Genomic DNA, 23,232 nt, shown 5'->3' with positions numbered 1-23,232 from the left:
AGCAGCAAGGCCTGCCATCCGTTGTGTTTCTGTTATCAGCCTTTCCTTCTACGCTTCCCTTTTTCCTTCGTGCTTTGATACTTTATTGGAGTATGTGGCTTCGTTTTTACACTGCAATCTGAAAGCGGAGATATCGTCCCTTTGTGGAAGCTATTGATATTGGGTACGATGCTGTAGGCTGCGGACAGATTGTTACTCGCAGGTAAATGAGTTAATTGGATGGCAAAGTGGAGCAGGGATACGTATGGAAAATAAAAGTTATCTAGATAATGTGATTAAGTGTTGGGGAGTGAAATCTGCAGAAGACTTATATCATTACCATGACAACGATTGGGGGCTCCCCGTTTCTGATGATTTTCGTTTGTTTGAAAAAATGACACTGGAAAGTTTTCAATCGGGCTTATCGTGGAGAACGATTCTCAACAAGCGAGATAATTTCCGGCAAGCATTCTTCCAGTTTGATTTTAATCGAGTTGCTGGGCTGGTAGAGTCTGACGTAGAAGAGTTATTGACGAATGCGGGTATCATTCGGCATAGAGGAAAGATTGAAGCGGCAATCAATAATGCTAAATGTGCACAATCTATCGGTAAAGAGTTCGGCAGTTTCGCCGCCTATATTTGGACTTGGGAGCCTGCCAATGTGGCAGATGATAACGAGGCGCGCCCTTCAGCAACAGATGAGTCAAAAAAGCTCAGCGCAGATCTTAAACGTCGGGGGTGGAAGTTTTTTGGCCCGACAACAGCGTATGCTTTTATGCAAACAGCTGGCTTGGTTAACGATCACCGAAAAGAATGTGGGTGTTATACAAAAGTTGAGCAAGCAAGAAAGGCATTCGCACGGCCAACACCGATACGATAAAGGTTAGCTCCTACGCTAATCATCTCTCTACTATGGCTTTCCTGGAGGTTCACAGGTCTTCCTTGAGGTTCATAGCACATTGTAGGCTCAGACAGCGGTCCTGTGATAACGCACTTAATGTATTAAGCACATCATACATAAAGAAGGAACAACGCCGCTAGCACTGAGCTATACCTATCTACAATATTAGCGTTTAGCGTTTTTACGTCTTTTCCGAATAAAGAACAAGCTTACTGCCAACACTAAGACCAAGCCCCCAATGACTGTTGAACTTAAGTGAAGGTGAGTGTGGATCTCAAATGCGATACTGGCGATAAGTGGCGAAGATAAAAAAATTAACGCGATAATGCTCAATAGAATAGCCATTGGCACATGATCACCGTTGTTTTTTGTTAGCATAATCGACAACCTTATTAATTGAACTTGCCTTTTAATACTAGACCATATTATCAGTAATGCTTATGAGTTCAGTTGCAATCGATGTTAGAACGCCTTGGCTGTTCGGCTAAAATACGTACATTTAGGTTAACGCTAATGGGAGAGGCTGATGGAGATGGTCGTTTTTTGTTTAATCGTGACGGCTAAAAACGATTTGCAGAAGTGATTATCAATTACTTACAGGTCTAATAATTGAGCTGTTATTTCATTGGTATGAATTATGCATAAGCTGTTGTTTTTCCCTTAATGATAAAAATAAATATAATTTACAGCAAGATATATGATTGCCCAATCATAAACTCCTTTCTTTTCTTACTCAGTGGTGCTTGTTTTTACATCAATTAGTCTCATATCACCAAATTCATATGAATACATAGACCTAGATCAAATTTAAAACTTATTTCTTAACTTTGGCGGTCGATCTGTAAAGCATTTGTAATTATATTCCCCCCGAATAATCTAGCTCTGTCTATATTTTAATAACAAATACATCGAAGAAAGTAAAAGAAAAGGTTCTTTATCATGATGAGTTTACTCTTTCTTATCTTATTGATTGCAATGTTAACAGCATTCAAAGGTAAGAAATCCCTATCGTACATTCTGTTCACAGTAGCTCTTGTTTTAAGCTTGTTCTGGCTAAAACATCACGCGACTGATTCACTCTCAATTTTACTGTAAGGAGAGACATTATGAATCGCTCGCAAGTTACTTTATTGAATACATTGGGTTTAGTAGGCATCTCAGCGGTCCTACTTATCGGTTTCGTTATGCAGTACTCTCTTAACGAACTTCCTTGTCCGCTATGTCTGCTTCAGCGCGTTGGTTTTGGCCTAGTGATGTTTGGCTTTATGCTAAACGTTGTCTACGGACCACAACAGCGTCACTACGGTGTTGTTCTTATCGGCGCTTTGTTTGGTGGTGTAGCGGCACTACGTCAAGTTTCTTTGCACGTAGTTCCTGGCGTACCAGGGTACGGTAGCGCAGTTCTTGGTATGCACTACTACACTTGGGCATTTGTACTATTTGGTGCAACTGTTCTAGGTGTTGCCGTATTGCTTATGATGTGGAACAACGAGTGGAACAAAAACGACAGCTACGACATGAGCACATTCGGTCGTTTCGCATGTCTGTTAGCTATCTCTGTAGTTGCATTGAACCTACTGTCTACTTTTGTAGAGTGTGGACCATATCAATGTCCAGATAACCCTATTAGCTACTGGTTGATCAACCTAATGGGCTAACCTTCGGGTATCAGTGTTATAAAAAAGCCAAGTCGATTTATCGGCTTGGCTTTTTTTGTGTTTTGGGAAAGGAACGTCAATTAGCTCAACCTAGGCGGCGACATCTCACTCGGTAACGAATCTACCTTGATGGTTTGCGTTGGGAACGCGATATCCGCGCCATTATTTCTGATTTCGGCAAGAATTTTCAAGAGGACATCTTGCTTCACTTCTTGGTAGCGGACCCAGTTGACCGTCTTCGTAAAGGTGTACACCATTATATCGAGTGACGAAGGACCGAACTGCAAAAAAGAGACAATCATGGTTTGGCTAGTGTCGATATCTGGGTGATTCTTCAGCATAGTTTTGATGTCGGAGGTGATTTTCTCGACCTTATCGCCATCTTCGTAGCGAATGCCAATGATTTCTTTGATTCTTCGGTTGAACATTCGTGACGGGTTTTCTACCACAATATTGCTAAACACTGAGTTTGGGATATACAAAGGCCGTTTGTCGAACGTTCGTACTATTGTCATTCGCCAGCCGATCCTTTCTACGGTTCCCTCTATCGCGCGATCTGGTGAGCGTATCCAGTTGCCTACTTTGAATGGACGGTCGAAATAAATCATCAACCCGCCAAAAAAGTTCGACAATAAATCTTTCGCTGCCAAACCAACAATTAGACCACCGACACCGCCAAATGTGAGTAGCCCGGATAAGCTCAAGCCAAATGCTTGCATCGCGGTTAAAGCTGTAATGACGATAAAGACGAGCCGTATAATTTTGGCTATTGCTTGTACCGTGGTTTCGTCGTGCTGTTTCTGGCTTAGAATGTGATGCTCGACATTGCTGATCAAGCGAACAATAAACCACATAAAAATGCCGATGATCAGCAAGTGCTTCACTGTGGCTAGCCAGTTCAGATCTGAATTGACCCTCGTCTGTATAATAATGCCGAGAGAGATAGTTGCCGGCCAACACCAAATTAGTGTACTCACCGGAGCTTTAAGTGCGTGGAGGATTAAATCGTCCCACTTGAAGGTGGTTTTCTCGACGAGAGAATTCAGGCGACTATAAATTAGACGCCACATCATCCAGCAGATAAAGCTGAGTGCTGTGATAATAATAGCGTTGTTGTTCCAATTGGATGCCATTGAGTCAGATAACGACATCACCCATTGAAGTAGCTCGTTCATAATTTTTTATCTTTTCTGATGTGTGCCATTTGATTATTGTTGAAGATCAAATGACTGATTGATTTCTATAGGTTATCACGTGTCAATGTCTTAATAAAAACACCACTTACTTTTCTCTCTAACCCATTGAAATTTCGTCCGCCATATTTCCATGTCAATTTAATGTCAGAATTTGTTGGCTCAGTTTGATATGGAAAATTTATAGGCGCACACTGTGCTCCGTTTATGTGACGTACGGATCTATTATGAGACCAAGTGAAAAACAATTTGCTGTAATTGGATTGGGCCGTTTCGGTTTGTCGGTATGTAAGGAATTGCAAGAAGCTGGTGTACAGGTGCTTGCCATCGACATTAACGAAGAGCGAGTGAAAGAAGCATCGGCGTATACGACTCAAGCTATCGTTGCGAATTGTACCAATGAGGAAACGATAGCTGAGCTTCAGCTATCGGATTACGATATGGTGATGATATCGATTGGTTCAGACGTCAACTCCAGCATTCTAGCGACACTAGTGGTGAAAGAATCTGGCGCGAAATCGGTGTGGGTGAAGGCTAACGATAAGTTTCATTATAAGATCCTTCAAAAAATCGGCGCCGACCATATTATTATGCCAGAGCGTGATATGGGTATTCGGGTCGCGCGTAAAATGCTGGATAGACGAGTGCTGGAGTTCCATGAATTAGGCAGCGGAATTGCGATGACGGAAATCATTGTGAGCTCTCGTTTGATGGGTAAAACGCTGTCAGCGCTTTCATTCTGTAAAGAAGAATCGGTACAGGTATTGGGCTTTAAACGTGGTTCAAATGTGACGAAAGCGCCCGCATTGGACACGCGTCTCGAAATCGGCGATGTAATTATTATCATTGGACCTAAAGTTACCTTGGCGAAAAAGTTAAAATCTTTATGAAGCTGCATCACAAATTGAACGCTATTTTTCCGCTTAAGCGTGCCACTCGCGCAAAGAAAAGCTCAGAACCTAGCGTCATTTTTCTTAGTTTTCTGGCCGTTCTGGTCCCCTCTGCTTTTTTACTCACCTTACCTGTATTTTCTGTCTCTGGTTTGAGTCTGGTTGATGCTATGTTCACTGCGACTTCTGCCATCAGCGTTACGGGCCTAGGGGTCGTGGACACTGGAACCCACTTCACGGTAGAAGGGCAGGTGTTGCTGATGTTCCTTATGCAAGTTGGAGGATTGGGCCAGATGACATTGTCAGCCGTATTGCTGTATATGTTTGGCGTTCGATTGAGTTTGAAGCAACAAGCGCTAGCCAAAGAGTCTTTGGGCCAAGATCGTACCGTCAATATACGCAGCCTCGTTAATCAAATAGTTATTTTTGCATTTGTTACTGAGTTTATAGGCTTTTTGCTGCTGTCTGCTCGATGGGTTCCTCAACTGGGGTGGGGGACCGGTATGTATTACGCACTATTTCATGCCATTTCTGCGTTTAACAATGCAGGATTTTCTCTGTTTTCTAATGGCATGGAAAGCTATGTGGGCGACCCTTTAATAAACCTTACTCTAGCGGGTTTATTTATCCTCGGCGGTTTGGGTTTTACGGTGATCGTTGACTTGGCAACCAACTGGCGTAAAGGCTTTTCGCAACTTCTTCTGCACACTAAAATCATGTTAGTGGTCACGCCGATTTTGCTTCTCTCTGGGATGGTGTTGATTTGGGCATTGGAGCACAATGATCCTAATACTTTAGGACCGTTATCGACATCGAGTCAGTGGCTAGCCGCATTTTTCCAATCGGCAAGTGCACGGACAGCGGGTTTTAATACCGTAGACTTAACCCATTTTACGCACCCAGCCCTGTTGGTTTTGATTGTCTTGATGCTGATTGGTGCAGGCTCCACGTCGACGGGTGGCGGTATCAAAGTCTCGACCTTTGCGGTTGCCTTAGTCGCGACTTGGGCTTTCTTAAGACAGAAAAAGCATGTGGTGATGTTCAAGCGCACGGTGAGTTGGCAAGTGGTGACTAAATCATTGGCGATTATTGTCGTGAGTGGCGTTTTACTGACATTAGCCATGTTCCTTTTGATGGTAACGGAGCATGCAACGTTTGCCAAAGTAATGTTTGAAACCATTTCGGCGTTTTCTACCGTCGGTTTGTCAGCTGGGCTGACGGCTCATTTGAGCGAACCGGGTAAGATTATCATGATTGTGGTGATGGCGATTGGCAGAATAGGCCCTTTAACTTTGGCTTATATGTTAGCGCGACCAGAATCTTCTTTGGTGAAATACCCTGAAGAACCAGTCTTAACGGGTTAAATTATTTTTGGAAGTGATCGCTGAGCGCGGCGCGGCGGGCCTTGGCTCCTGCCATACCGCCTTCCATATCGACGGTGTGCTCAAACCCTTTTTTTATTAAGCGTTTACTTGGGATCATTGGCTCAATACGCTTGAGCTGAGGGGAGTCTCGTTTTCCCGTCAAAAGATACACACTACGGCCACTACCTGTTTTGATGGTGATTTCTTTACCGTTGAAGTCAAATTCAGTGGTGACTAAACGAGAGTTTTTGTATACACCGGATTCTCCAAGCAAGAGTATGTCGGTATCGTAAGAAGGAGCGCCAATCTCAACCCATGAGCCGTAGACATGCTTAGGGTCTATATAATTCATATAACTGAAATATATTAATATTGAAAAGCCTATCGCGAGGACACTGACTCCCCCTCCAATAGCTAATTTAATCGCTTCTGTTTTGGTCATATCCCGCCGAATAAACAGTAAGTAATCACTAAACATCCATTTGTGCCATCTTCTGCTAACCGATTTTGTGCTAACTGATTGTGACCGAGCATTTTTGTCTATCACATATAATTTGGGTCTATCGCATATATTTAGAGCCATAGCATATGTTGATAGGCTAGGTTTACTCTCTGCCAAGCACTGATTGTTGGTTATTAGGCATTCCTACCTTACTTCCTTGTCACGTGAAGTCGCTGTTATCGGGCATTTATTGTCTGCGCAGCGCTCCTAAATCTAAGTATAGTTAACAGAATTAAATATAGTGAACAGAATTGGCTAGGCACTTTTTCTTGGATTCTGCGTCACATTTGGAGCTAGTTTATCCGCCTACGAAGAATGTTGGCTATAATTTTCTATAGGAGCCCTATTCAGTTAAGGAAGGTGATAGAGCATGGCGGTTGTTCCAAAGCATACTGATCAAAGCCCTCGTTATGATCCGGAGCAAGATTTTGACACTCAGCAAAGGCATCGCTTCACTGAGGTAGCAAATAAAGCTCAACAACGAAGGGAACTACGCAAGGCATCGATGCTTTCTTCAATGAGAAATAAAGCGTTGAAACCGGTTGTCCGACCTCAGAAGGATAAATTCAATTCTGTACGTTATGGGGTTTGGTTGGTTGTGTTTGCTGCCGTGTCCCTTTGGCTGATGTATATGACATCAAGTTAATCAGTTAGGTTGGATTATTTAAAGAGACCACGGTTTCACCCTTTTCAGTTTTCGGGGCATCATCTAATGATTGAGTGGGTTTAGCGTGGTCATAGTAATAGTACTGGCTTTTACCAGCATGTTTTGCTGCATACATCGCTTTGTCCGCACAACGCGTCAGTTCAGGTAATGAATCGGCATCTTGTGGGAAGAGTGCAGCACCGACACTGACTGTCATTTCATTGATTCTTTCGGAGCCTTGATAGCCATCCATGAAAAGATGGCAGATGCGGTCAAGGATTTGGTCTAAATCATTTTTCGTTTTTACACCATAGAGCAATAAAACAAACTCATCGCCCGCAAACCGTGCAATGGAATAATCGTGCTTGCCTGTTACTCTATCTTTGTTACGCACTTTATTACATAGCCTGCGGGAAAAGTGCTGTAAAACTTTGTCGCCTACATCATGTCCGTAGGTATCGTTAACAGTTTTGAAATCGTCAATATCGAGGAAGACTAATGCGGTGTAGTCGTCGGTGGGGGTGATGAGCAGTTCCTCTAATTTTTCTGTTGCCCAGCGCTCAAAGCTCCAGCGGTTTGCTAGTCCCGTGATGTGATCCATATAAGCGAGATCTTCGATCCCTTCCGCATATAAGCTGTGGATGTACTCTATCGCCTTGGAGTAATAGTAGGATGATATGTTAAATAGCAGGCAAAGCGCGCCTAAGCTAATAATGAAATGTGCCCCGGAAAAACTTTGCGGAAGGATGCTTGATGGGGTGTACATTACAGAGATCACTGCTAGTAAACAAAATGTATTACTGAAAATTAGCCCATTTCTGAAGTCATTCACGTATACCACACAGCCAATAATAGGGTAGAGGTACAAAAAGCGTCCCGGAACAGGGCCATCGTAGAACAGCAGCGCGGCTCCTAAAAAAAGTAGCACGCCGCTAAACATGAGATCCGTACTATTAGTTTGAAAATTTTGTAATGAATACCATGCAATGATGGTAATGATGGTTAAGCAAATAAACTCCAGTAGCCCAAATCCATATCGGCCATCTAATAGGTTAAATGCTCCAGAGATAAACAAGATCAACACCACAATCGCAGAGCAGATCAGCAGAATCTTTCGTTTTCGATTCGAACGAATATCCGCCATCTCTTCAAGGTGCGTTCCGACTAAGTTTTTCATCTAATGACTCTATTCCATGAGTACGCCGAGTGCTATGTAATTGTAGCTAATAAATCAAGATATTAGCAAATCTCCCTTGATTGGAAAGTCGTCCATGAGTGTTATGAGGGCTAGTTGAACTCTTTTTTTAGCCAAGCGCGTAGCAGCAAAATATATTCGTTATTCAGCTGCTCCTTTTGGCAGACAAAATGAATTTCTTGCTCAGGAGTTGGTACGGGATCACCGAGTTCAACTAGTAGCCCTTGCTGGACAAAATCACGAACAAAAACTCGGTGCGTGATAAACAGACCGAGCTGACGGATAGTTGCTTGTAGGGCTTGAATCGATGTGAGAAAGGATAAATTGTTACCAAATTTAGGAACTGAAACTTGATGGCTTCGACACCAAATAGCCCAATCGTTGGCTCGACGTTTATTGTTTGCAATGATTGCGGGGTGTTGCTGTATCAATTGCTCTAAAGAGGCATCGGGGTGGATGATCTCAGGGCTTGCGACCATCACCAATTCGTCGTCGGCTAATTTTTCACAGTGATAGTGTCCCCACTCCTTGATTGACCCGTGTATTAACGCAACATCAACACCTTCTTGTTCCAAAGAAAATGAACCGATTAAGTTAGAAATTCTCACATCAAGCTTGTTGGAAAACTGGTTGAAACTATCGACGCGTGGAATCCACCAATGCATTGCTAGTGAGTTCACCATATTGAGTGTCAGGTGGTGAGAGTGATTGCGTTGAAGGAGCGCCTGAGTAGCGTTATCGATTTGCTCTAGTGCGGGAGCTATCTGTTTGTAATACCGTTTGCCCTTCGCGTTGAGTACAACGCTTCGGTTTGCGCGCTCGAATAACTTAGTACTCAACTGGGACTCCAATGATTTTATCGATTGACTGATTGCGGAATGGCTAACGCATAGCAAGTCCGCAGCTTCACTCATGCTGCCAGATTCGGCAACCGCTGCAAATGCGTATAAAGATTTTAGTGATGGACGAGTATCCACTGTAAGTTTTCCTTAACTGTTCTGTTAATTTTAATCGTTTTTTTTACGACGTACGCTGCACTACAATGGCGGCAGTTTATGGAGTGCTTATGTTACGTCAATATTCACCTGCATTATTTATGCTTTCATCTACCCTAAGTCTATCCATTTCAGGGTTATTGTCAAAATACCTCGCTGAGCAGATAACGGCAGAATGGTTAGGGTTTATCAGGTTTTTCTTACCGGCAATTGTGCTGTTTTTCGTGCTATCTATGAGTAAAGTAAAGCGGCCAAGTAAGGAAATGCTCATACCACTACTGACTCGTTCAGCGTGCATTTTTGTCTGTCAAATGTGTTTTATTTACGCACTAACTCACTTGAGTTTAGTGGAGAGTGTGGTGTTATTTGGTACAGGGCCATTATTTATCCCAGTGTTAGAAAAATTAATATTTTCGACACCGATGCGCCGTGTGAGTATTTTCAGCCTCTTACTGACGTTTGCTGGAGTTTTGCTGTTATCTGGGAGTATGACGAGTTTTTCATTTCGCCCCGCGCTGTTAGTCGGGCTGGCCGCTGGCATCTTTAATGCTGGTTCGCAGCTAAGCTTATACCGAGCCACGAAAGGTGAAATGTCACCCGTTGAAATAAACGCATGGACTTTTACTTTAGCAGCCTTGTGGTTCTTGCCTACTCTCACTTTGAGCCCGATGTTTGCATCCGTAAGTGCAGTTCCTGTCGACGGGCATGGGGTATGGCTGCTTGTTCTATGTTTTGCCGTTTTGTCTGGGCTTATCATTAATACCCAAGTCTTTCGAGCGAAAGCATATAAACTGGCGGAGTCAGGATCGCAGCTCGCGCCGTTGATTTTTACTAACTTGCTGTTTACGTCATTGTGGCAGGTATTGTTCTTTAATGTACGATTTGATGGATTTCAATTGGGCGGGTTGGCTTTGATTGTGTTCGCAAATGTGGTGAACGTATTCACTCCGCTTGTGTGGCGGAAGTTGCGGCCTCAACAGTTGCTGAGTCAAGCATGATTGCCACATTTTAGCGGTAATCATGCGGTTCTATGTAATTCAGAGAGGTAGTCGTTTTAGCTTCAAGCCACAATAATTGTAAATCTAATGACGTAAAGCCTACTCAAGATCGAGAACATATTCGTAGCAATCCAGTGAGTTGCCACTGACCTCAGCGTAGTTTGGATAGCTTCTAACTCGGTTAAACCCCACTTTTTCTAGGACACGTTGCGAGGCTAAGTTGTGTTTGGATGCAATGGCAACAAACGTCTTGATACCAAACTTATCCTTTGCAGAGGTGATGATACTTTTGGCTGCGAAGCTGGCTATCCCTTCACCAATATACTTTTCTGCTACTCGGTAACCGAGCAGCGCACGTTGCTTGTCGACATCGATACTATGCAGGTTTACCCGCGCGACGATATCTCCAATTTGGCTTTTTACTAATACAGGGAACATCGCATTATTTCGGTACATAGCTAGGCATTCGTCGATATGAAGTTTCACACCTACAACGCTGTAGAATTCTGGACCTCTAGCTTGGATTTGGCTTTCAAACCAAACTCGGTTGTTTTTTTCAAATTTGTATAGCGCATGAAGATCACTTGGTTGTAATAGAGACATTTGGTATTTGCTCATGCATTCCCTACTTATCAATATTGGTGGCCCTAGAATGCAAGGGCTTGTGTTGTAATGTAATAAAGCATTGTACGCGGATGGTGACAAAGCAAGGGTATCATAGCGAATAGTTGCAAGTAGCAAGCTCAACACTTTTGGCTAATTGGGTGGATTCTACATTTGCAACTCGTTGCAATTCCAATTTCATAAAATTTGCATTATGCAATTGCATAATGCATATGCATCGAGAGGTACTGTGATGGAAATCACCAAATAACAGGTTGTTTAGCGAGAATTCATGTTGGCACGCTTTGTGCTTTATATACATCAACCCTTATTAAGCCGAGGGTTACCTAGCCAACTGACGTTGTTAGTGAACCAATTTGTTCACATCTATATCGGCCAACCACCTATTTTGTGGTTGGCTTTCTTTTTTCTGCTTCCTAATCCCTCTTTTAGTGTCCTTTTATTTATATTCGAGATGTATGACTAGTTTCTAATCTCAGTAGCTCTGCACTTCGCAGTTGTGATAGCAACTCGGTTTTCTCGGGCAGACAGTGCCTCGCGCGCATATTAATTTGGCTTCTGTTTCTATCCCTCTTTCTATCCAATTGATATTCAATATTTTGGCAATAGTGGTAAATTCTTTCTTGATGTGACGTGGAATCGTCGTGCTCCCCCCGTTAGACACGCAAGAATTTTTTAACTCTTCGGCGATTTGGCGAGAATCGCCACCCTGTGCGTCGATGGCGGGGTTTAGATCGATACCAGCGCATAGAACACGGCTATTGCCTGCAGGATCCGAGATATTGACCGACTCACAGCAATAAATTCTTGGTTCATTGCCGACATTTAGGATAGATATTTGCGCTGAGCTTTGTTGCTGAGGCTCTGAGAGTTTACGAAACACTGCCCAGTGTTGGCATGGGTCGTTGACTTTACGCATGTTACCCCAAGGAAGAGGAATACCATTTCCTCGATATACGGCTTTTAGTTTATTTTGACCGTATGCATCGAAATAGTGCCAGTGCGGATAAGGTGAAACGACAGTCATGCGCCTCATCGCCACTGATGGCGACACCCCTGCTTTTTTGTGTACAGCGATTTCGTAGCCAGAACGGTCTAGCAGCTGACGAAAAGGCACTTTAGGGCAGAGCAGTGCACCAGCAAAGAAACTCGATTCGAAATCTCGCCACGCCTGCAAGATGTCTTTGGAGTTGAGCTCGGAAGATGAAGGTGCTTGATTGGTATCTTCCCAGCTATTGGTGTGCCCGATAGATAGCACACTCTTTAAACCTTCCTTACTGTGTAAAATACTGTGTCCAATGTAGACCGAGAGATCGTATTTCAGGCGAGTTGGGTATTGCTTGAGAATTTCATTGAGATAAATGGTGTTTGGTGGTTCAAAAAATGACGTCACAAGCTGCTTGGCGCTAATGCCCATCTCATCGACGACATCTTGCGGCGTTCGCTTTACCCAGCGTATTGTCAGCCCTGAACTCTTAGCGATATCGACAAGATCCTCAACGGCCAGGTTAAGACGCTTGTGACCCACTTCTTCCGCGGCTCGCTCTAGATCTGGGAAGTGATTGTTATTGCTTTCTTGGTGGGCTCGAATCAGTAAGTGTGCGAATTGCCTCCCAGTGATGCCTGCTTGAGAAAGCATTTCTGGGATGGCGATCTGGAGTATGTCGTTAGAAAATAAAAAATTCGGCTCTAAAGCCATACCACTGATGCCGCCGCGATTGCCTTTGTCTGGCGTTAGCTCTTGTGCCTCGGGCTCATCATCTAGGAACCATCTAGGGTCTTTTTGAAAAACCTCTGCAATGACTTCTAACATGTCGACACTCGGGACTCGCTTACCTCTTTCTATCATTGATAAATAGGAGACAGAGGGGGCGTAGTCGGGGTTTAAACGAATACACCGAGCAGACAAATCTTCCATTGTTAAATGGTTTCGTTTTCTTAGGTTGCGAATTTTGGTACCTAAGAAATGCGATTGGCGGACCAGACTTTTTGATAGCGACATTTTGTAAAATTCACACTGTAAAATTTTTGTTGTGAAATTGTAGTAAAAAATTAGCTAGTCTAGATAGTAAGCAAAATCACAAATTTAAGAAGTATCTTTATTTCGCTGTGGAATATTTGCTTCAAAACAAATTTTGAGAATTATTTTTCGAGGGACTATCTATGAATATGCTGACTTTCGGTAATACCCAACCGCTTCAAAAGCAAAAGCCGATCATCGCTGAAGAGATTTTTGCTGTCGAAACAATCAGTGCGAATCAGACAAAAGAGAAGCAACAAAAAGCAAAACAGCTACTGGATACTTTGTTCCCTCTGGAACATGGCTCTCACCAAGAAGTCTCTGCCTATGTTATCGATTATCGCCATGTAATGGCGTACTTTAAAGATGGTACACATAGTGGCTTGCTACATCCAAAGCATTTCGTGGCTTACAATGGTGAAAAAGAAGACCCATCATCAATTCTATTTAAAGATGGTGCCGGTAGCCATGTAGAAGTGCTGTTTGGTTGTCATAAAGGCACAGGCTGTGTTGAGCTTATTGATATCGATGATATTCAGTTGGAAACCTGTACTACTTTGCCGCAAGGAACAGAAACGCAAACCATGACAGCCATGCGCCATTGGGTGAGTTTAATTAAAGGTGATAAGAGCGGACAGCCAAAAGCATGCAGCGAAGATAAAGAGTTTATTGCAAAAACAGGCGATGACTACTGTTTAGGGTATTGTTATAAGCTTTAACTCGCATATGAGTCAAATGATGCCGTTCTATTTTCAACAAAGGAAGTGCATCTAATAATTTGTTATTTAAAATAAAAATGTAATTCTCAAACATTTCGATTGTGAGCAACCAGTGATAAGTGGTTGCTCTTTTTTCTTGAGAAACTATGTGCGTATATTTTTTAGCAATGCATAAAATTTGTAGTACACTTAGTAGACAAGTGTAATTATCGGTTGAGGGTATGGCAGAGCCAGTGATATTGAATATTGGTGATCTTGTGCAGGATGTGAGTCAGCAAAGTAGGATTGCAGACAGGCCCGTTATGAATGTTGTTTTTGTGGACAACGAAAATGGCGTTGCAGAGTGCCAATATTATGATCAATATTTGCAAAAGCACTCTCATGCGATCTGTATTACTCGCCTTGAGAAGCTTCGATTCGTCTAGTTCTTGTTTAATTTGCACTATCTTCTAAGGTGAGGGCTCTCGTCCTGAGTCTGTTTCATTTTATAATTTCTCTTTATTCTCTCCTCTTTGTCGCTCAATCAGAATCATACTGAATTCACAGCTTAGAGTTATTCAACTTTTGTGTATCAATAAGTGCACAAAAACACATCAATGTGTCAGTACTTTTTTACGATTTACACCTTTCCCTTCAGATTAGTTTTTCTAATCCAATAGATAGAAATATATCCCGCTATATCGGTGAATTTATCATTGCTTAAAGTGCTTCCAACCACTACCATCTCGCGCATAATGAGCCTACTGCTTCATTGCCGCTATTCATTGAATAAATTCATATTAAGTATTTGTTTTCTGTTTCTCATGGAGATAACGATGTCTGAAAAATTCCCACTGGTGAAGTTGACGTTTTTGATCGCAATTCTGACGGCTGTCGGTCAAATGACGCAAACCATGTATGTGCCTTCTATTGGAAGTATGGCCAGTGAATTCTTGGTATCACCAGCAGCATTACAGGCAGTTATGGCGTGCTATTTGATACCCTACGGCTTTTCGCAATTTATTTATGGCTCTCTATCAGACCGACTTGGACGTAAGCCTATTATTTTAGTTGGTTTATGTGTGTATATGCTAGGTACTGTGATGGCCTTATTTGCTCACCAGTATCAATGGTTTTTAGCGGCTAGCTTTATTCAAGGCTTAGGTATTGGCTGCGGCGGTGTGATGTGCCGTACGCTGACTCGCGACTGTTTTTCTGGCGCGGAGCTGCACCGTGCCAATGGACTGATTAGCATGTGTGTGATTTTTTCTCCTTTAATTGCCCCTATGCTAGGCGGATTTTTAACTGAGCATTTTGGGTGGCGCTCGAGCTATCTATTTTTAGCTTTATTCGCTGTTGCTGTCGTTATAGCGATGATGACTAATATGATGGAGACGTTGCCAAAAGAGCGCCGGAACCCTCAGCCGGTCATGCAGAGCTACAAGTACGTGATGTCGGATAAACGATTCCAAGGCTATTTGCTTTGCTTGGTGGCCACTTTTTCTGGTGTGGCGGTATTTGAAGCGGCCTCGGGAGTATTGTTAGGTGGGGTTTTGAAATTGCCTGCAACCACAGTTAGCTTACTGTTTGTGTTGCCAATCCCAGGTTACCTAATCGGCGCGAGCTTATCTAATTCTATTGCGAGACGTTTTAATGAAAAAATGTCGATGAATGTCGGTGTTGTTGCCATTATCCTTGGTTCTTTAATAGTGTTGGTTCCGGGTCTAATGGGGCTAACAACTGCGGTAACATTGGTGGGCGGCGCAAGTGTTTATTTCTTGGGCTCAGGTATTTTATATCCGGCAGCTACGACGGGAGCACTAAGCCCGTTCCCATATCATGCGGGGACCGGAGGTGCTTTACTTGGTGGTTTGCAAAACTTAGGGGCGGGCATTGCTACTTTGGTGGCGTCTGTTATTCCTGCGCAAGACCAATTACCCGTCGGTGGTCTTATGTTATTGATGTCTGTGTTGGCGATGCTTGGACTATGGCGAGCCTTTGCAAAGCAAGGCCCGACCTCACAAGAGCCACTCGCCGCGTAGACTCAGCGTGATAGCCTTTGATAAGCCGAGTTTTTTAACTCGGCTTTTTTGTTTGTGTTTCCGATTGTACACCACTGAGCTAAGAATGGTTCTAGCTCATGTTTAATTTTTCGTTGCGAGCACAAATGGCTTGTGAGAGTGTACTTATGACAGCGTATAAGTTTAGAAAATTCAATCAGGTATGAGGAATCGCTATGGTCAGTATACGGAAAGCAATGAGAGAGGACGCACAGGCGATTATTGAGCTTCGAAATCGAGCTATTATCGATCAATGCAGTGCGCATTATTTACCTCAGCAGTTGTCACTCTGGACCGAGGGCGGCATGAGTGAACGTTTTCTAATAGATGTTGAAGAGAATTTTCATGTTTCTGAGAAAAATCAACAAATTGTGGGCTCAGGAAAACTGAATATGCAGACAGGCATGGTCGATGCTATTTTCGTTGACCCGGATTACCTGAGGCAAGGCGTCGCGACGTGTATGCTGGCACATTTACAAAAGCTTGCCCACGAACACTGTCTTACACAATTGCACTTAGAAGCCACTCTTAATGCTGCTGCGTTTTATCGAACGTGTGGCTTCGTTGGTGACATTATCTCAACGTATTATTCACCACGCGGGATAAGCCTTGATTGTGTCCCTATGCGTAAGTCGCTTCAGGCGTAGTACGTTACCTAGATTTCTATAAGTCGTCGCTGGGTGCTCGGTTCAGCTGAGCGCCTGACGGATCTTGCCATTGTGATCTGACAGACTTTTTCGTGCTTGCTCTGGTGAGCAATGTGTTAGCAGCATGACAATTGCGGTTTTACAATGATTGCCACACTGCTTGAGAGTGAACTCCGCTTGTTGGTGAGTGCAGTCAGCGGCGCTCATTACGATTTGTTTTTGTCGCTCAATTAATTTTGCATTTGTGGCTTCCACATCGACCATCAAGTTACCAAAGACTTTCCCCGACTGAATCATCGTCCCAGTGGTGAGCATATTCAGTACCAGCTTTTGGGCCGTGCCGGCTTTCATACGTGAAGACCCAGTAACAACTTCAGGGCCCACGATAGGGGTAATGGCGACATTAGCGAAATTCGCCATCGGTGAGTTTGGGTTACAGGTCACACAAATGACTTGGGCATTGAGCGAGCGCGCGTATTCCATTGCACCAATTGCATAAGGCGTCCGGCCGCTTGCGGCAATCGCGACAAGAATATCATGGTCAGAAAATTGGATGCTCTGTAGATCCTGCGCGCCCAGTTCAGATTTGTCTTCCGCATTTTCTACCGCTTTGAGTAGCGCGGGGTGGCCGCCTGCGATTAACCCGACCACTTGCTCTGGATCGCTCCCGAAAGTGGGTGGGCACTCGCTTGCATCGAGTACGCCAAGTCGACCTGAGGTCCCCGCGCCTAGATAAACCAAACGGCCACCATGAGCGAAAGCGTGTGTGATGAGATCAACCGCTTGGCTAATTTCAGGCAAAACTCTTTCTATAGCGGTGGCAACTTTTTGATCTTCTTGGTTGATGACACGTAACATATCAATGGTAGAAAGTGTGTCGATTTTCTCGCTTGCTGGATTGCGCTGTTCGGTTGTGAGTTTGGTTAGATCCATGATTTTATCGCTGTTAAGTCATATTCTCTTAGCATCACTATAAATCTATTCAGTGGTAAGTAAAGACCTCAATAATGCTGGTTAAAGAGGTGCTTAGCGTGGAATCGGAGGTGTTCGTCAATGAAGCTGGCCACGAAAAAATAGCTGTGATCGTAGCCATACTGAATTCTAACCTCTACAGGGGAGTGTTGTTGGTTGGCGGCATCAACCAAAGTATCGGTTTGCAGCTGCTCTGTGAGAAAGCAGTCATTTTCTCCTTGGTCGATAAGGATAGGCAGTGGGGAGCAGGTTTGGCGAAGCAATTCCACCGCATCGTGTGCTTTCCAAGTTTCTCTGTCATGGCCAAGGTACGCAGAAAACGCTTTTATGCCCCATGGAGCATTGGTAGGGTGGCAAATAGGACTGAAGGCTGAAATAGATTGATAGCGTTTAGGGTTTTTCAGGCCTACGGTCAGCGCGCCATGTCCGCCCATGCTATGTCCTGCAATAGAACGATCGAGCGAGACTGGAAAGTTTTGCTCAACGATTTGAGGGAGCTCAGAAACAACGTAATCATACATATGGTAATGGTTACTCCAAGGTAGCTCGGTTGCATTGACATAAAACCCAGCGCCTTGGCCTAAATCGTAGCTGTCGTCGTCGGCAACGAATTGGCCTCTTGGGCTGGTGTCGGGAGCGATAATAGCGATGCCCAGTTGTGAAGCGGTGCGGAACGCCCCAGATTTCTGCATGAAGTTCTCATCGGTGCAGGTGAGGCCGGATAGCCAATAAAGCACAGGAACACGATGAAATGGGGCAGCACAATGAGGAATAAATACGGCAAAGCGCATTTCACATTTGAGTGAGGTGGACTGATGGCTATATTGCATGTGCCAACCACCAAACACTTTGTTCTTACTCACTTCATTTATCGCCACCGAGAGTTCCTTATCTGTGCCATTGAGCCTCTTACTACAGACTAGGTTAGTCATAAGTATATCCAAAATAGAGGGATATGCAGAATTGGTGGCGTTAGATGACTAATCTCTCGTTCGGATCGCTAGTCTCGCTACAAGTGGGTAGTTCTTCTCACCCTCTTCGATTACAGCCCCGACGAGTGACAAAGAACCCTACACCTTCCATGACACTGTGCCAGCAGGTAAATATTTGGCAGGAGTTGATGTCAGTGAGTTGGCCGGGAATGAAGTGCAGCTATCCACCGCTGTAGAGGTGGTGCCAAAAGTGGATCTAAGGCAACAAGTGGAAAGAAAGTCCGTAACTTCGTTTGCTCCCATATCTCTTGGGTGCCTTAGTTTGTGGAAACGAATGAAGTATTTTATCTAATACGAGTATGCTATTTCTGTTTTGAGACTGTAGCCTCGCATTCGCATTCGCATTCGCATTCGTCGTCCTATTTCGTCTAAAAACTTGTTGCCATCTTTACTTCCTTTTTTCTGTGTATCTATGCAGTTGATTAAGTTTGAAAGTGGTTTGAGTAGGCGTTGTTTCCTAAATCAACGTTCTGATCCCCTTGCTTCGTAACACTTACTTTGGCTGACGAACAGGCATACCTAGTTTTATGACTTTGTTCATTGCCTTTACGTTAGCCAGCGCTTCGCCGACTTGACCGTTGTATAGGCGCAAGGTGAGTTTGGCGTTGGTCAGTTGTTTGTATCGGTACATAGCCGTCTCGGACAGCGACCATTTGTGATACCCGCTGTCGCGTTACCACTCCGGTAACTTATCCGCTTTTAACGCACGAACCGCTTCATTACGAGGGTGCCCTTCTTCCCAGTACCCTGCATTACTTCGTGGCGGGATGGTCGGCGATATCCCTTTCTTTTCAGTAATCGGTGACAGGCTTTTGTGTCATAAGCGCCGTCAGCGCTGACCTGCTTTATCTTTCGACGTAATGGGTTAAGTAAAATGAGAAGCACCTCGTTGTCGCCAACAGAATCTAAGCTGACTTCTGCAGCAATCACTTCATGCGTAGACGCATCGACAGCTAGGTGAAGCTTTCGCCAGACCCGACGCTTTTCTTTCCCATGTTTACGCATCTTCCATTCGCCTTCGCCAAACACTTTTAAGCCAGTGGCATCAATCACTACATGGGTGACAGGGCCTCGGCTAGGTAATCGATACGCCACTTCAACGGTTTTCGCCCTTTTGCTAAAACAGCTATAGGATGGTGAAGTGAGTGGCACTTTCATCAACGAAAATAGGGAGTTAATGAAGCCTTCTAAAGCACGTAGTGGCAGCTTGAAGATACCTTTTATTATCAGCGCCGTTTCAATGGCCATATCTGAGAACTGAAACCCTCGTCCGCGATGACCATGATGTTCCTTGCTACGCCATGCTTTGAACGCTGCTTCATCGAGCCAAAAGGTTACCGAGCCTCTGTTTACAAGCGCTTGATTGTATTGCTTCCAGTTGGTGATTCTGCGTTTATCCTTGTCCATTGTCGTTACCCTAGTTGACCTACGAGAGATCTGATCGCTAGGAATGGGAAAAGTTCAGTTATTTAGGAAACAACGCCGTTTGAGTATGGAAAATGGCTTGTTTTGTCGGAAGTGATAGCTCGTTTTGTCTAAAGATAAATTAGTAAGTCATTGTTAATCAATGTATTTATTTTGAAGGCACTCAAGATAACGAGCCATGTTAAAAAAGATAACAGGCCGGCTCGTTTTCATGTAATGGTGAAATGAAAAACAAGGTTAATATGTTTTTTTTTAATAGAGTTATGATAGATTGATTGAAACCTAGGCTGGCGACAAAACGAGCCGGCCTGTTATTAAGAATGTTAGGTAACTACGAATGGTCAATCTTTTAAATCCAGCATTACGAGTGAGGGATCTAAGAAAACTAGTTGAGCCTATCCTACATGAAGTAAGCTGGGATCGCGGTGTTGACGATACTAGCGAATGGGTTATTGCATCATTCGAAGATAGTACTCATAAACAGAAACTAACTTCTTGGCTAAAGAGTAAGAATATTCCGGATGCATTTGAAATAATTATCACCGATAAAGCTTGGTCAAATTTAAGGTATATAAATTGGTCTAAATTATTGTTAAATTTAGAGTTTTACCTAGACCAAGAAAATGTTCTAATTATCGCGTCAAATAAAGCGTGGGTGATGGAATATGCACCTCAGCAAATAGTAAGGTTTGGTCAGTGGGTAAAAATTACCTAACAAGCAATTTAAGCGGGACTAAAAACAGCTTGCTCAGTTTCGCTTCTCTACACACTTTAGCAAACAATTTTTAGCCCCTTAATGTGGGCGTTATGCGTAAAAGAGGAATTTTAGTTTGGGTGCATGGAGTGAAGACAATTTTGGCAATGATAATGCCAGTGATTGGATATGGGAGTTGGAGAAGTCAAAAGGATTGAATACTCTACTGTCACCGATACAATCGGTGTTAAATGAGAATGAGTACTTGGAAGCAGATATTTGCTCCGAAGCTTTAGCTGCCTCGGAAGTCATTGCGGCGGCGATCACAAACGATCAAGCTGTGTTGCCAGATGAAGCCCGAAATTGGCTTAATCGCAAGCAAGGTTGGTTAATTGGTCGTAAGCCTCAAATAACAGCAGAACATGCAAAACAAGCGTTAAGTGCAGTTCAAAAAGTACTCTCGTGCTCTGAACTTCAAGAACTCTGGGAAGAAGGCGGAGTTAATGAAAAATGGAGAACAATACAAACTAATCTCATTGCCAAGTTAGAAAACGCATAACAAACAATTTAAGAGTGATTCCCCCACGCTTGGCATTTTTGGTTTGGGTTAAGTTTAATGTTTACGGTGCTCAAATTGAGTGTCGTGGTGGTGTGGCTCACACCTTAATTGGGCGTTACATTTCTTGAGAGTTAGCATGACCAAAGAAGAAATTAAGAAGCTGTTTATTGCAATTGAAAAGCACGACCACGATACGGTGCTTGGCATTCTTGAAACGGATAAGGATGCAATGGAAGCAGTTGGTCACCATAATGCTAATTGCAGAGACAAAACCCCGTTAATGTTTGCTATGCAATGTGAGGATTTTGAGCTTTCAGAGAGACTCATAGAGTTAGGTGCAAACGTAAGTGCCAAAATGCCAGTAGGGCCTGAGTCTAACGTAATTCAACTAGCTGTAAAATTTGGTCATGGTCTGAATCCAAATTTCGATAAATGGCTAAGCTTTACTAAAAAGCTTATACAGCAAGGTGCTAATCCATCAGACGCTGTGTGGCCGGCGTGTCATGCATACAATAAAGTCGCGGATAAACCGGAAATTATATCACTACTATTACAAAGTGGTGCTTCACATGAAAGTGAAGTTGGCAATACCGGCAGCACTGTGAAAGAATTGGTTAAGGTTAATTCACAGTTATATTCCAGTCGCGTCCTTTCGTTATTTGGGCTTTAGTCGTGGCAAAATGTAACAAGGCGTTGTTGTCGGACTGGTTTTCCGCAGCGCTCCAAACCAGCCGTAAAGCGCGGCGTTAAGCTTCAAAAAGTAGTAAGACTATGAATGATTATCTGGACAAAAAAATTGAAGGTATACTGGTTGGAGCAATGACTGCTGGCTTCAATCGATCGTTGAATGCACTAGAAGAAGCTGGAGCAATAGACCGAAAGAAAATGATGAAGGAGTACGCAGGGAAAGGGAGCAAGTACTACGACATGGTTACTGAACAGTTTGAGTATACTGCTCACTATGCTAAAGAGGCAGTTCGCGAGCTGATCGAACAAGAAAGTAATAATTCATGAAGTCACAAGCACTACCAAAATCAGAGCTTAACAATCGCATCAAAGGCGACGCTCGTATCTCGCGCGCTTTATGCGGGCGTTAGAAGGCAAGATGGAAATCTCGAATAATTTTAATCAGTTAAGCTTTCATGATGCGACTGTCGAATCAGTACGCAGGGAAGCTGATTGCGTTGAGATCATGTTCGATTTTGTGGTGGTAGCTCCAGAGCATCCGGCCGCAAAGGACAATGTCATCGAACTAAGGGAAGTAAGGGTAATATTTAACAAGGTTAAGGCTGAGAAAGCTTTAATTTGGCATGACGATAAATCCCCAATCTGCCACCCAAATCCTAGCTCACCAATTAATGAAGTTATGCACGGAACTCAGAAAGAGGAGTACTTTCATTTTGATGGCTTCTGGCAACCCGATGATTGGTCTGAATGGTTAATTTACACAGACAGCTTTGTTGTGAGTGGTAGAGTTGTGGAATTCACTCGTGCAGCCTTCTAACAAAAAAATTAATGATCGCCCTACGGGCTCTGCCGCTTTGCGTCAGTCCATTATTTAGAGCGTTAGCCTCAAAAAGGAGTACTTGTGCTTTGAAGTATTTTGTCCCAGATATTCGAGTTAATGAGGATCTTGATCAACAGAATTCCTACCAAGATAAATTTGGAGGATTGCCTTGGCGGTTAGAAGAGTCTCGTTGGCCGACCTGTTCAGAATGTAAAAAACCTCAGAGCTTCCTTGCGCAATTTCAGCATGATTCCAACAGACTCAATTTAGGAAGAGAGGGGTGAGTTGTTTATATATTTCAGTGTAATCATGACCCCGGTATGTGTTCGACTTGGGAAGGCGGTTCCGGTGCTAATGCTTGCTTTATCCTCGAACCTGAAAAACTAGTAGACGAGCTATGCAAATCATCGGGAGAGAATACATTGATCGAGAAAGAGGTTCGTGTAGTAGGTTGGCTAGAGCGCGATGATGGCATTTCTGCTTCCAATACTCAGGCTTTCTCGATGAAGGATTATTCTATGACCTTCCCGATGACATCGTTGAGAGCGCTACATCGGGCACAAAATTAGGTAGCGTCCCTGAGTGGATACAAAGCCCATCGGAGGCTCTATCGGGTGATTGGGAGTTCATCGGCCAGCTGGATAGTACTCATAGTTTTATTCATCCACCACGGAATAACGTTGGCTGGGTTTCCGAAGATGGAGAACGCTGGG

General features: G+C 43.6%; 27 protein-coding genes and 1 pseudogene. 18 read left to right on the top strand and 10 right to left on the bottom strand.

Translation table 11 applies throughout. From position 1 onward, the window contains the following. The first annotated feature begins 244 nt into the window (after nt 1–244). Complete coding sequence (locus L4C34_RS14485) at nt 245–859, top strand: DNA-3-methyladenine glycosylase I (RefSeq protein ID WP_428790061.1); 615 nt, start codon at nt 245–247, stop codon at nt 857–859. Nucleotides 860–1,045: 186 nt separating this feature from the next. On the opposite strand, the gene L4C34_RS14480 is transcribed toward L4C34_RS14485, so the two are convergent. Continuing rightward, complete coding sequence (locus L4C34_RS14480; RefSeq protein WP_428790060.1) at nt 1,046–1,258, bottom strand: LPXTG cell wall anchor domain-containing protein; 213 nt, start codon at nt 1,256–1,258, stop codon at nt 1,046–1,048. 561 nt (nt 1,259–1,819) lie between these two features. Here L4C34_RS14480 and L4C34_RS14475 point away from each other — a divergent pair. Further along, a complete protein-coding gene (locus tag L4C34_RS14475) occupies nt 1,820–1,975 on the top strand; it encodes a DUF5993 family protein (protein WP_428790059.1) in 156 nt (51 codons plus the stop codon). An 11-nt stretch (nt 1,976–1,986) separates the two neighbouring features. Then, nucleotides 1,987–2,538, top strand: coding sequence for a disulfide bond formation protein B (locus tag L4C34_RS14470; protein ID WP_428790058.1), 552 nt, complete (start codon nt 1,987–1,989; stop codon nt 2,536–2,538). An 80-nt stretch (nt 2,539–2,618) separates the two neighbouring features. Here L4C34_RS14470 and L4C34_RS14465 read toward each other — a convergent pair whose 3' ends face one another. Beyond that, complete coding sequence (locus tag L4C34_RS14465) at nt 2,619–3,713, bottom strand: mechanosensitive ion channel family protein (protein WP_428790057.1); 1,095 nt, start codon at nt 3,711–3,713, stop codon at nt 2,619–2,621. A gap of 54 nt (nt 3,714–3,767) precedes the next feature. Between L4C34_RS14465 and L4C34_RS14460 the strand changes: the two genes are divergently transcribed. The 3 genes from L4C34_RS14460 to L4C34_RS14450 are packed head-to-tail and all read left to right on the top strand — an operon-like array spanning nt 3,768 to nt 5,985. Beyond that, nucleotides 3,768–3,902, top strand: coding sequence for a homogentisate 1,2-dioxygenase domain-containing protein (locus tag L4C34_RS14460; protein ID WP_428790107.1), 135 nt, complete (start codon nt 3,768–3,770; stop codon nt 3,900–3,902). Nucleotides 3,903–3,958: 56 nt separating this feature from the next. Beyond that, a complete protein-coding gene (locus L4C34_RS14455; RefSeq protein WP_428790056.1) occupies nt 3,959–4,621 on the top strand; it encodes a potassium channel family protein in 663 nt (220 codons plus the stop codon). Next, nucleotides 4,618–5,985: a TrkH family potassium uptake protein gene (locus L4C34_RS14450; protein WP_428790055.1), complete on the top strand. Its 1,368-nt coding sequence runs from the start codon at nt 4,618–4,620 to the stop codon at nt 5,983–5,985. The genes L4C34_RS14455 and L4C34_RS14450 overlap by 4 nt, the downstream gene beginning before the upstream one ends. Before the next feature lies 1 nt (nt 5,986). Here the strand turns inward: L4C34_RS14450 and L4C34_RS14445 are convergent, their stop codons facing one another. Further along, the gene (locus L4C34_RS14445; protein WP_428790054.1) at nt 5,987–6,427 is read right to left on the bottom strand and encodes a DUF2850 domain-containing protein; all 441 of its coding nucleotides are present in this window, start codon (nt 6,425–6,427) and stop codon (nt 5,987–5,989) included. A gap of 430 nt (nt 6,428–6,857) precedes the next feature. On the opposite strand from L4C34_RS14445, the gene L4C34_RS14440 reads away from it, so the two are divergent. Beyond that, a complete protein-coding gene (locus L4C34_RS14440) occupies nt 6,858–7,133 on the top strand; it encodes a hypothetical protein (RefSeq protein ID WP_428790053.1) in 276 nt (91 codons plus the stop codon). 4 nt (nt 7,134–7,137) lie between these two features. Here the strand turns inward: L4C34_RS14440 and L4C34_RS14435 are convergent, their stop codons facing one another. Beyond that, on the bottom strand, nt 7,138–8,310 hold the full coding sequence (locus L4C34_RS14435; RefSeq protein WP_428790052.1) for a diguanylate cyclase: 1,173 nt from the start codon (nt 8,308–8,310) through the stop codon (nt 7,138–7,140). Nucleotides 8,311–8,420: 110 nt separating this feature from the next. Next, nucleotides 8,421–9,305, bottom strand: a complete 885-nt coding sequence (locus tag L4C34_RS14430) for a LysR substrate-binding domain-containing protein (protein WP_428790051.1) — start codon at nt 9,303–9,305, stop codon at nt 8,421–8,423. Nucleotides 9,306–9,394: 89 nt separating this feature from the next. Between L4C34_RS14430 and L4C34_RS14425 the strand changes: the two genes are divergently transcribed. Next, the gene (locus L4C34_RS14425) at nt 9,395–10,321 is read left to right on the top strand and encodes a DMT family transporter (protein WP_428790050.1); all 927 of its coding nucleotides are present in this window, start codon (nt 9,395–9,397) and stop codon (nt 10,319–10,321) included. A 99-nt stretch (nt 10,322–10,420) separates the two neighbouring features. Here the strand turns inward: L4C34_RS14425 and L4C34_RS14420 are convergent, their stop codons facing one another. Both L4C34_RS14420 and L4C34_RS14415 read right to left on the bottom strand, forming a co-directional pair. Continuing rightward, nucleotides 10,421–10,939, bottom strand: coding sequence for a GNAT family N-acetyltransferase (locus L4C34_RS14420; protein WP_428790049.1), 519 nt, complete (start codon nt 10,937–10,939; stop codon nt 10,421–10,423). 481 nt (nt 10,940–11,420) lie between these two features. Beyond that, nucleotides 11,421–12,947 (bottom strand): DUF3612 domain-containing protein, encoded by a 1,527-nt coding sequence (locus L4C34_RS14415; protein WP_428790048.1) that lies wholly within the window; start codon nt 12,945–12,947, stop codon nt 11,421–11,423. A 161-nt stretch (nt 12,948–13,108) separates the two neighbouring features. On the opposite strand from L4C34_RS14415, the gene L4C34_RS14410 reads away from it, so the two are divergent. The 4 genes from L4C34_RS14410 to L4C34_RS14395 all read left to right on the top strand — a co-directional run bounded on the left by L4C34_RS14410 (nt 13,109) and on the right by L4C34_RS14395 (nt 16,370). After that, entirely contained in the window at nt 13,109–13,684 is a 576-nt protein-coding gene (locus tag L4C34_RS14410) for an aldolase/citrate lyase/malate synthase family protein (RefSeq protein ID WP_428790047.1), read from the top strand. Between the two features lie 221 nt (nt 13,685–13,905). Next, nucleotides 13,906–14,109: a hypothetical protein gene (locus L4C34_RS14405; protein WP_428790046.1), complete on the top strand. Its 204-nt coding sequence runs from the start codon at nt 13,906–13,908 to the stop codon at nt 14,107–14,109. Nucleotides 14,110–14,499: 390 nt separating this feature from the next. Further along, on the top strand, nt 14,500–15,705 hold the full coding sequence (gene emrD, locus L4C34_RS14400) for a multidrug efflux MFS transporter EmrD (protein ID WP_428790045.1): 1,206 nt from the start codon (nt 14,500–14,502) through the stop codon (nt 15,703–15,705). 194 nt (nt 15,706–15,899) lie between these two features. After that, entirely contained in the window at nt 15,900–16,370 is a 471-nt protein-coding gene (locus L4C34_RS14395; RefSeq protein WP_428790044.1) for a GNAT family N-acetyltransferase, read from the top strand. Nucleotides 16,371–16,412: 42 nt separating this feature from the next. Here L4C34_RS14395 and murQ read toward each other — a convergent pair whose 3' ends face one another. The 3 genes and pseudogenes from murQ to L4C34_RS14380 form a co-directional block, all read right to left on the bottom strand. Then, nucleotides 16,413–17,303 (bottom strand): N-acetylmuramic acid 6-phosphate etherase, encoded by an 891-nt coding sequence (murQ, locus tag L4C34_RS14390; protein ID WP_428790043.1) that lies wholly within the window; start codon nt 17,301–17,303, stop codon nt 16,413–16,415. A 68-nt stretch (nt 17,304–17,371) separates the two neighbouring features. Further along, nucleotides 17,372–18,220 carry an S-formylglutathione hydrolase gene (gene fghA / locus L4C34_RS14385; RefSeq protein ID WP_428790106.1) on the bottom strand — a complete coding sequence of 283 codons (849 nt, stop codon included), beginning with the start codon at nt 18,218–18,220 and terminating at the stop codon, nt 17,372–17,374. 607 nt (nt 18,221–18,827) lie between these two features. Further along, nucleotides 18,828–19,741: pseudogene (locus tag L4C34_RS14380) on the bottom strand (IS5 family transposase). Between the two features lie 355 nt (nt 19,742–20,096). Here L4C34_RS14380 and L4C34_RS14375 point away from each other — a divergent pair. From L4C34_RS14375 to L4C34_RS14350, 6 genes are all read left to right on the top strand, one after another. After that, nucleotides 20,097–20,474, top strand: a complete 378-nt coding sequence (locus tag L4C34_RS14375) for a hypothetical protein (protein ID WP_428790042.1) — start codon at nt 20,097–20,099, stop codon at nt 20,472–20,474. 115 nt (nt 20,475–20,589) lie between these two features. Beyond that, nucleotides 20,590–21,012: a DUF4259 domain-containing protein gene (locus L4C34_RS14370; protein WP_428790041.1), complete on the top strand. Its 423-nt coding sequence runs from the start codon at nt 20,590–20,592 to the stop codon at nt 21,010–21,012. Between the two features lie 136 nt (nt 21,013–21,148). Beyond that, nucleotides 21,149–21,682: an ankyrin repeat domain-containing protein gene (locus L4C34_RS14365; RefSeq protein ID WP_428790040.1), complete on the top strand. Its 534-nt coding sequence runs from the start codon at nt 21,149–21,151 to the stop codon at nt 21,680–21,682. 101 nt (nt 21,683–21,783) lie between these two features. Continuing rightward, entirely contained in the window at nt 21,784–22,026 is a 243-nt protein-coding gene (locus L4C34_RS14360; protein WP_428790039.1) for a hypothetical protein, read from the top strand. A gap of 91 nt (nt 22,027–22,117) precedes the next feature. Further along, entirely contained in the window at nt 22,118–22,516 is a 399-nt protein-coding gene (locus tag L4C34_RS14355) for a hypothetical protein (protein ID WP_428790038.1), read from the top strand. Nucleotides 22,517–22,839: 323 nt separating this feature from the next. After that, entirely contained in the window at nt 22,840–23,088 is a 249-nt protein-coding gene (locus L4C34_RS14350) for a hypothetical protein (RefSeq protein ID WP_428790037.1), read from the top strand. The last annotated feature ends 144 nt before the right edge of the window (nt 23,089–23,232 follow it).

The sequence above is a fragment of the Vibrio profundum genome (genome assembly GCF_050337555.1).
Classification (GTDB): Bacteria; Pseudomonadota; Gammaproteobacteria; order Enterobacterales; family Vibrionaceae; genus Vibrio; species Vibrio profundum.
Note: the sequence above shows the minus strand (reverse complement) of the source record. Positions and strands in the feature narration are given on the sequence as shown.

What these genes read in the sequence shown, in the direction of transcription:
- L4C34_RS14485 (WP_428790061.1), top strand. Translation starts at nt 245, where the DNA reads ATGGAAAATAAAAGTTATCTAGATAATGTGATTAAGTGTTGGGGAGTG.
- L4C34_RS14480 (WP_428790060.1), bottom strand. Translation starts at nt 1,258, where the DNA reads ATGCTAACAAAAAACAACGGTGATCATGTGCCAATGGCTATTCTATTG.
- L4C34_RS14475 (WP_428790059.1), top strand. Translation starts at nt 1,820, where the DNA reads ATGATGAGTTTACTCTTTCTTATCTTATTGATTGCAATGTTAACAGCA.
- L4C34_RS14470 (WP_428790058.1), top strand. Translation starts at nt 1,987, where the DNA reads ATGAATCGCTCGCAAGTTACTTTATTGAATACATTGGGTTTAGTAGGC.
- L4C34_RS14465 (WP_428790057.1), bottom strand. Translation starts at nt 3,713, where the DNA reads ATGAACGAGCTACTTCAATGGGTGATGTCGTTATCTGACTCAATGGCA.
- L4C34_RS14455 (WP_428790056.1), top strand. Translation starts at nt 3,959, where the DNA reads ATGAGACCAAGTGAAAAACAATTTGCTGTAATTGGATTGGGCCGTTTC.
- L4C34_RS14450 (WP_428790055.1), top strand. Translation starts at nt 4,618, where the DNA reads ATGAAGCTGCATCACAAATTGAACGCTATTTTTCCGCTTAAGCGTGCC.
- L4C34_RS14445 (WP_428790054.1), bottom strand. Translation starts at nt 6,427, where the DNA reads ATGACCAAAACAGAAGCGATTAAATTAGCTATTGGAGGGGGAGTCAGT.
- L4C34_RS14440 (WP_428790053.1), top strand. Translation starts at nt 6,858, where the DNA reads ATGGCGGTTGTTCCAAAGCATACTGATCAAAGCCCTCGTTATGATCCG.
- L4C34_RS14435 (WP_428790052.1), bottom strand. Translation starts at nt 8,310, where the DNA reads ATGAAAAACTTAGTCGGAACGCACCTTGAAGAGATGGCGGATATTCGT.
- L4C34_RS14425 (WP_428790050.1), top strand. Translation starts at nt 9,395, where the DNA reads ATGTTACGTCAATATTCACCTGCATTATTTATGCTTTCATCTACCCTA.
- L4C34_RS14420 (WP_428790049.1), bottom strand. Translation starts at nt 10,939, where the DNA reads ATGAGCAAATACCAAATGTCTCTATTACAACCAAGTGATCTTCATGCG.
- L4C34_RS14415 (WP_428790048.1), bottom strand. Translation starts at nt 12,947, where the DNA reads ATGTCGCTATCAAAAAGTCTGGTCCGCCAATCGCATTTCTTAGGTACC.
- L4C34_RS14410 (WP_428790047.1), top strand. Translation starts at nt 13,109, where the DNA reads ATGAATATGCTGACTTTCGGTAATACCCAACCGCTTCAAAAGCAAAAG.
- L4C34_RS14405 (WP_428790046.1), top strand. Translation starts at nt 13,906, where the DNA reads ATGGCAGAGCCAGTGATATTGAATATTGGTGATCTTGTGCAGGATGTG.
- emrD (WP_428790045.1), top strand. Translation starts at nt 14,500, where the DNA reads ATGTCTGAAAAATTCCCACTGGTGAAGTTGACGTTTTTGATCGCAATT.
- L4C34_RS14395 (WP_428790044.1), top strand. Translation starts at nt 15,900, where the DNA reads ATGGTCAGTATACGGAAAGCAATGAGAGAGGACGCACAGGCGATTATT.
- murQ (WP_428790043.1), bottom strand. Translation starts at nt 17,303, where the DNA reads ATGGATCTAACCAAACTCACAACCGAACAGCGCAATCCAGCAAGCGAG.
- L4C34_RS14375 (WP_428790042.1), top strand. Translation starts at nt 20,097, where the DNA reads ATGGTCAATCTTTTAAATCCAGCATTACGAGTGAGGGATCTAAGAAAA.
- L4C34_RS14365 (WP_428790040.1), top strand. Translation starts at nt 21,149, where the DNA reads ATGACCAAAGAAGAAATTAAGAAGCTGTTTATTGCAATTGAAAAGCAC.
- L4C34_RS14360 (WP_428790039.1), top strand. Translation starts at nt 21,784, where the DNA reads ATGAATGATTATCTGGACAAAAAAATTGAAGGTATACTGGTTGGAGCA.
- L4C34_RS14355 (WP_428790038.1), top strand. Translation starts at nt 22,118, where the DNA reads ATGGAAATCTCGAATAATTTTAATCAGTTAAGCTTTCATGATGCGACT.
- L4C34_RS14350 (WP_428790037.1), top strand. Translation starts at nt 22,840, where the DNA reads ATGTGTTCGACTTGGGAAGGCGGTTCCGGTGCTAATGCTTGCTTTATC.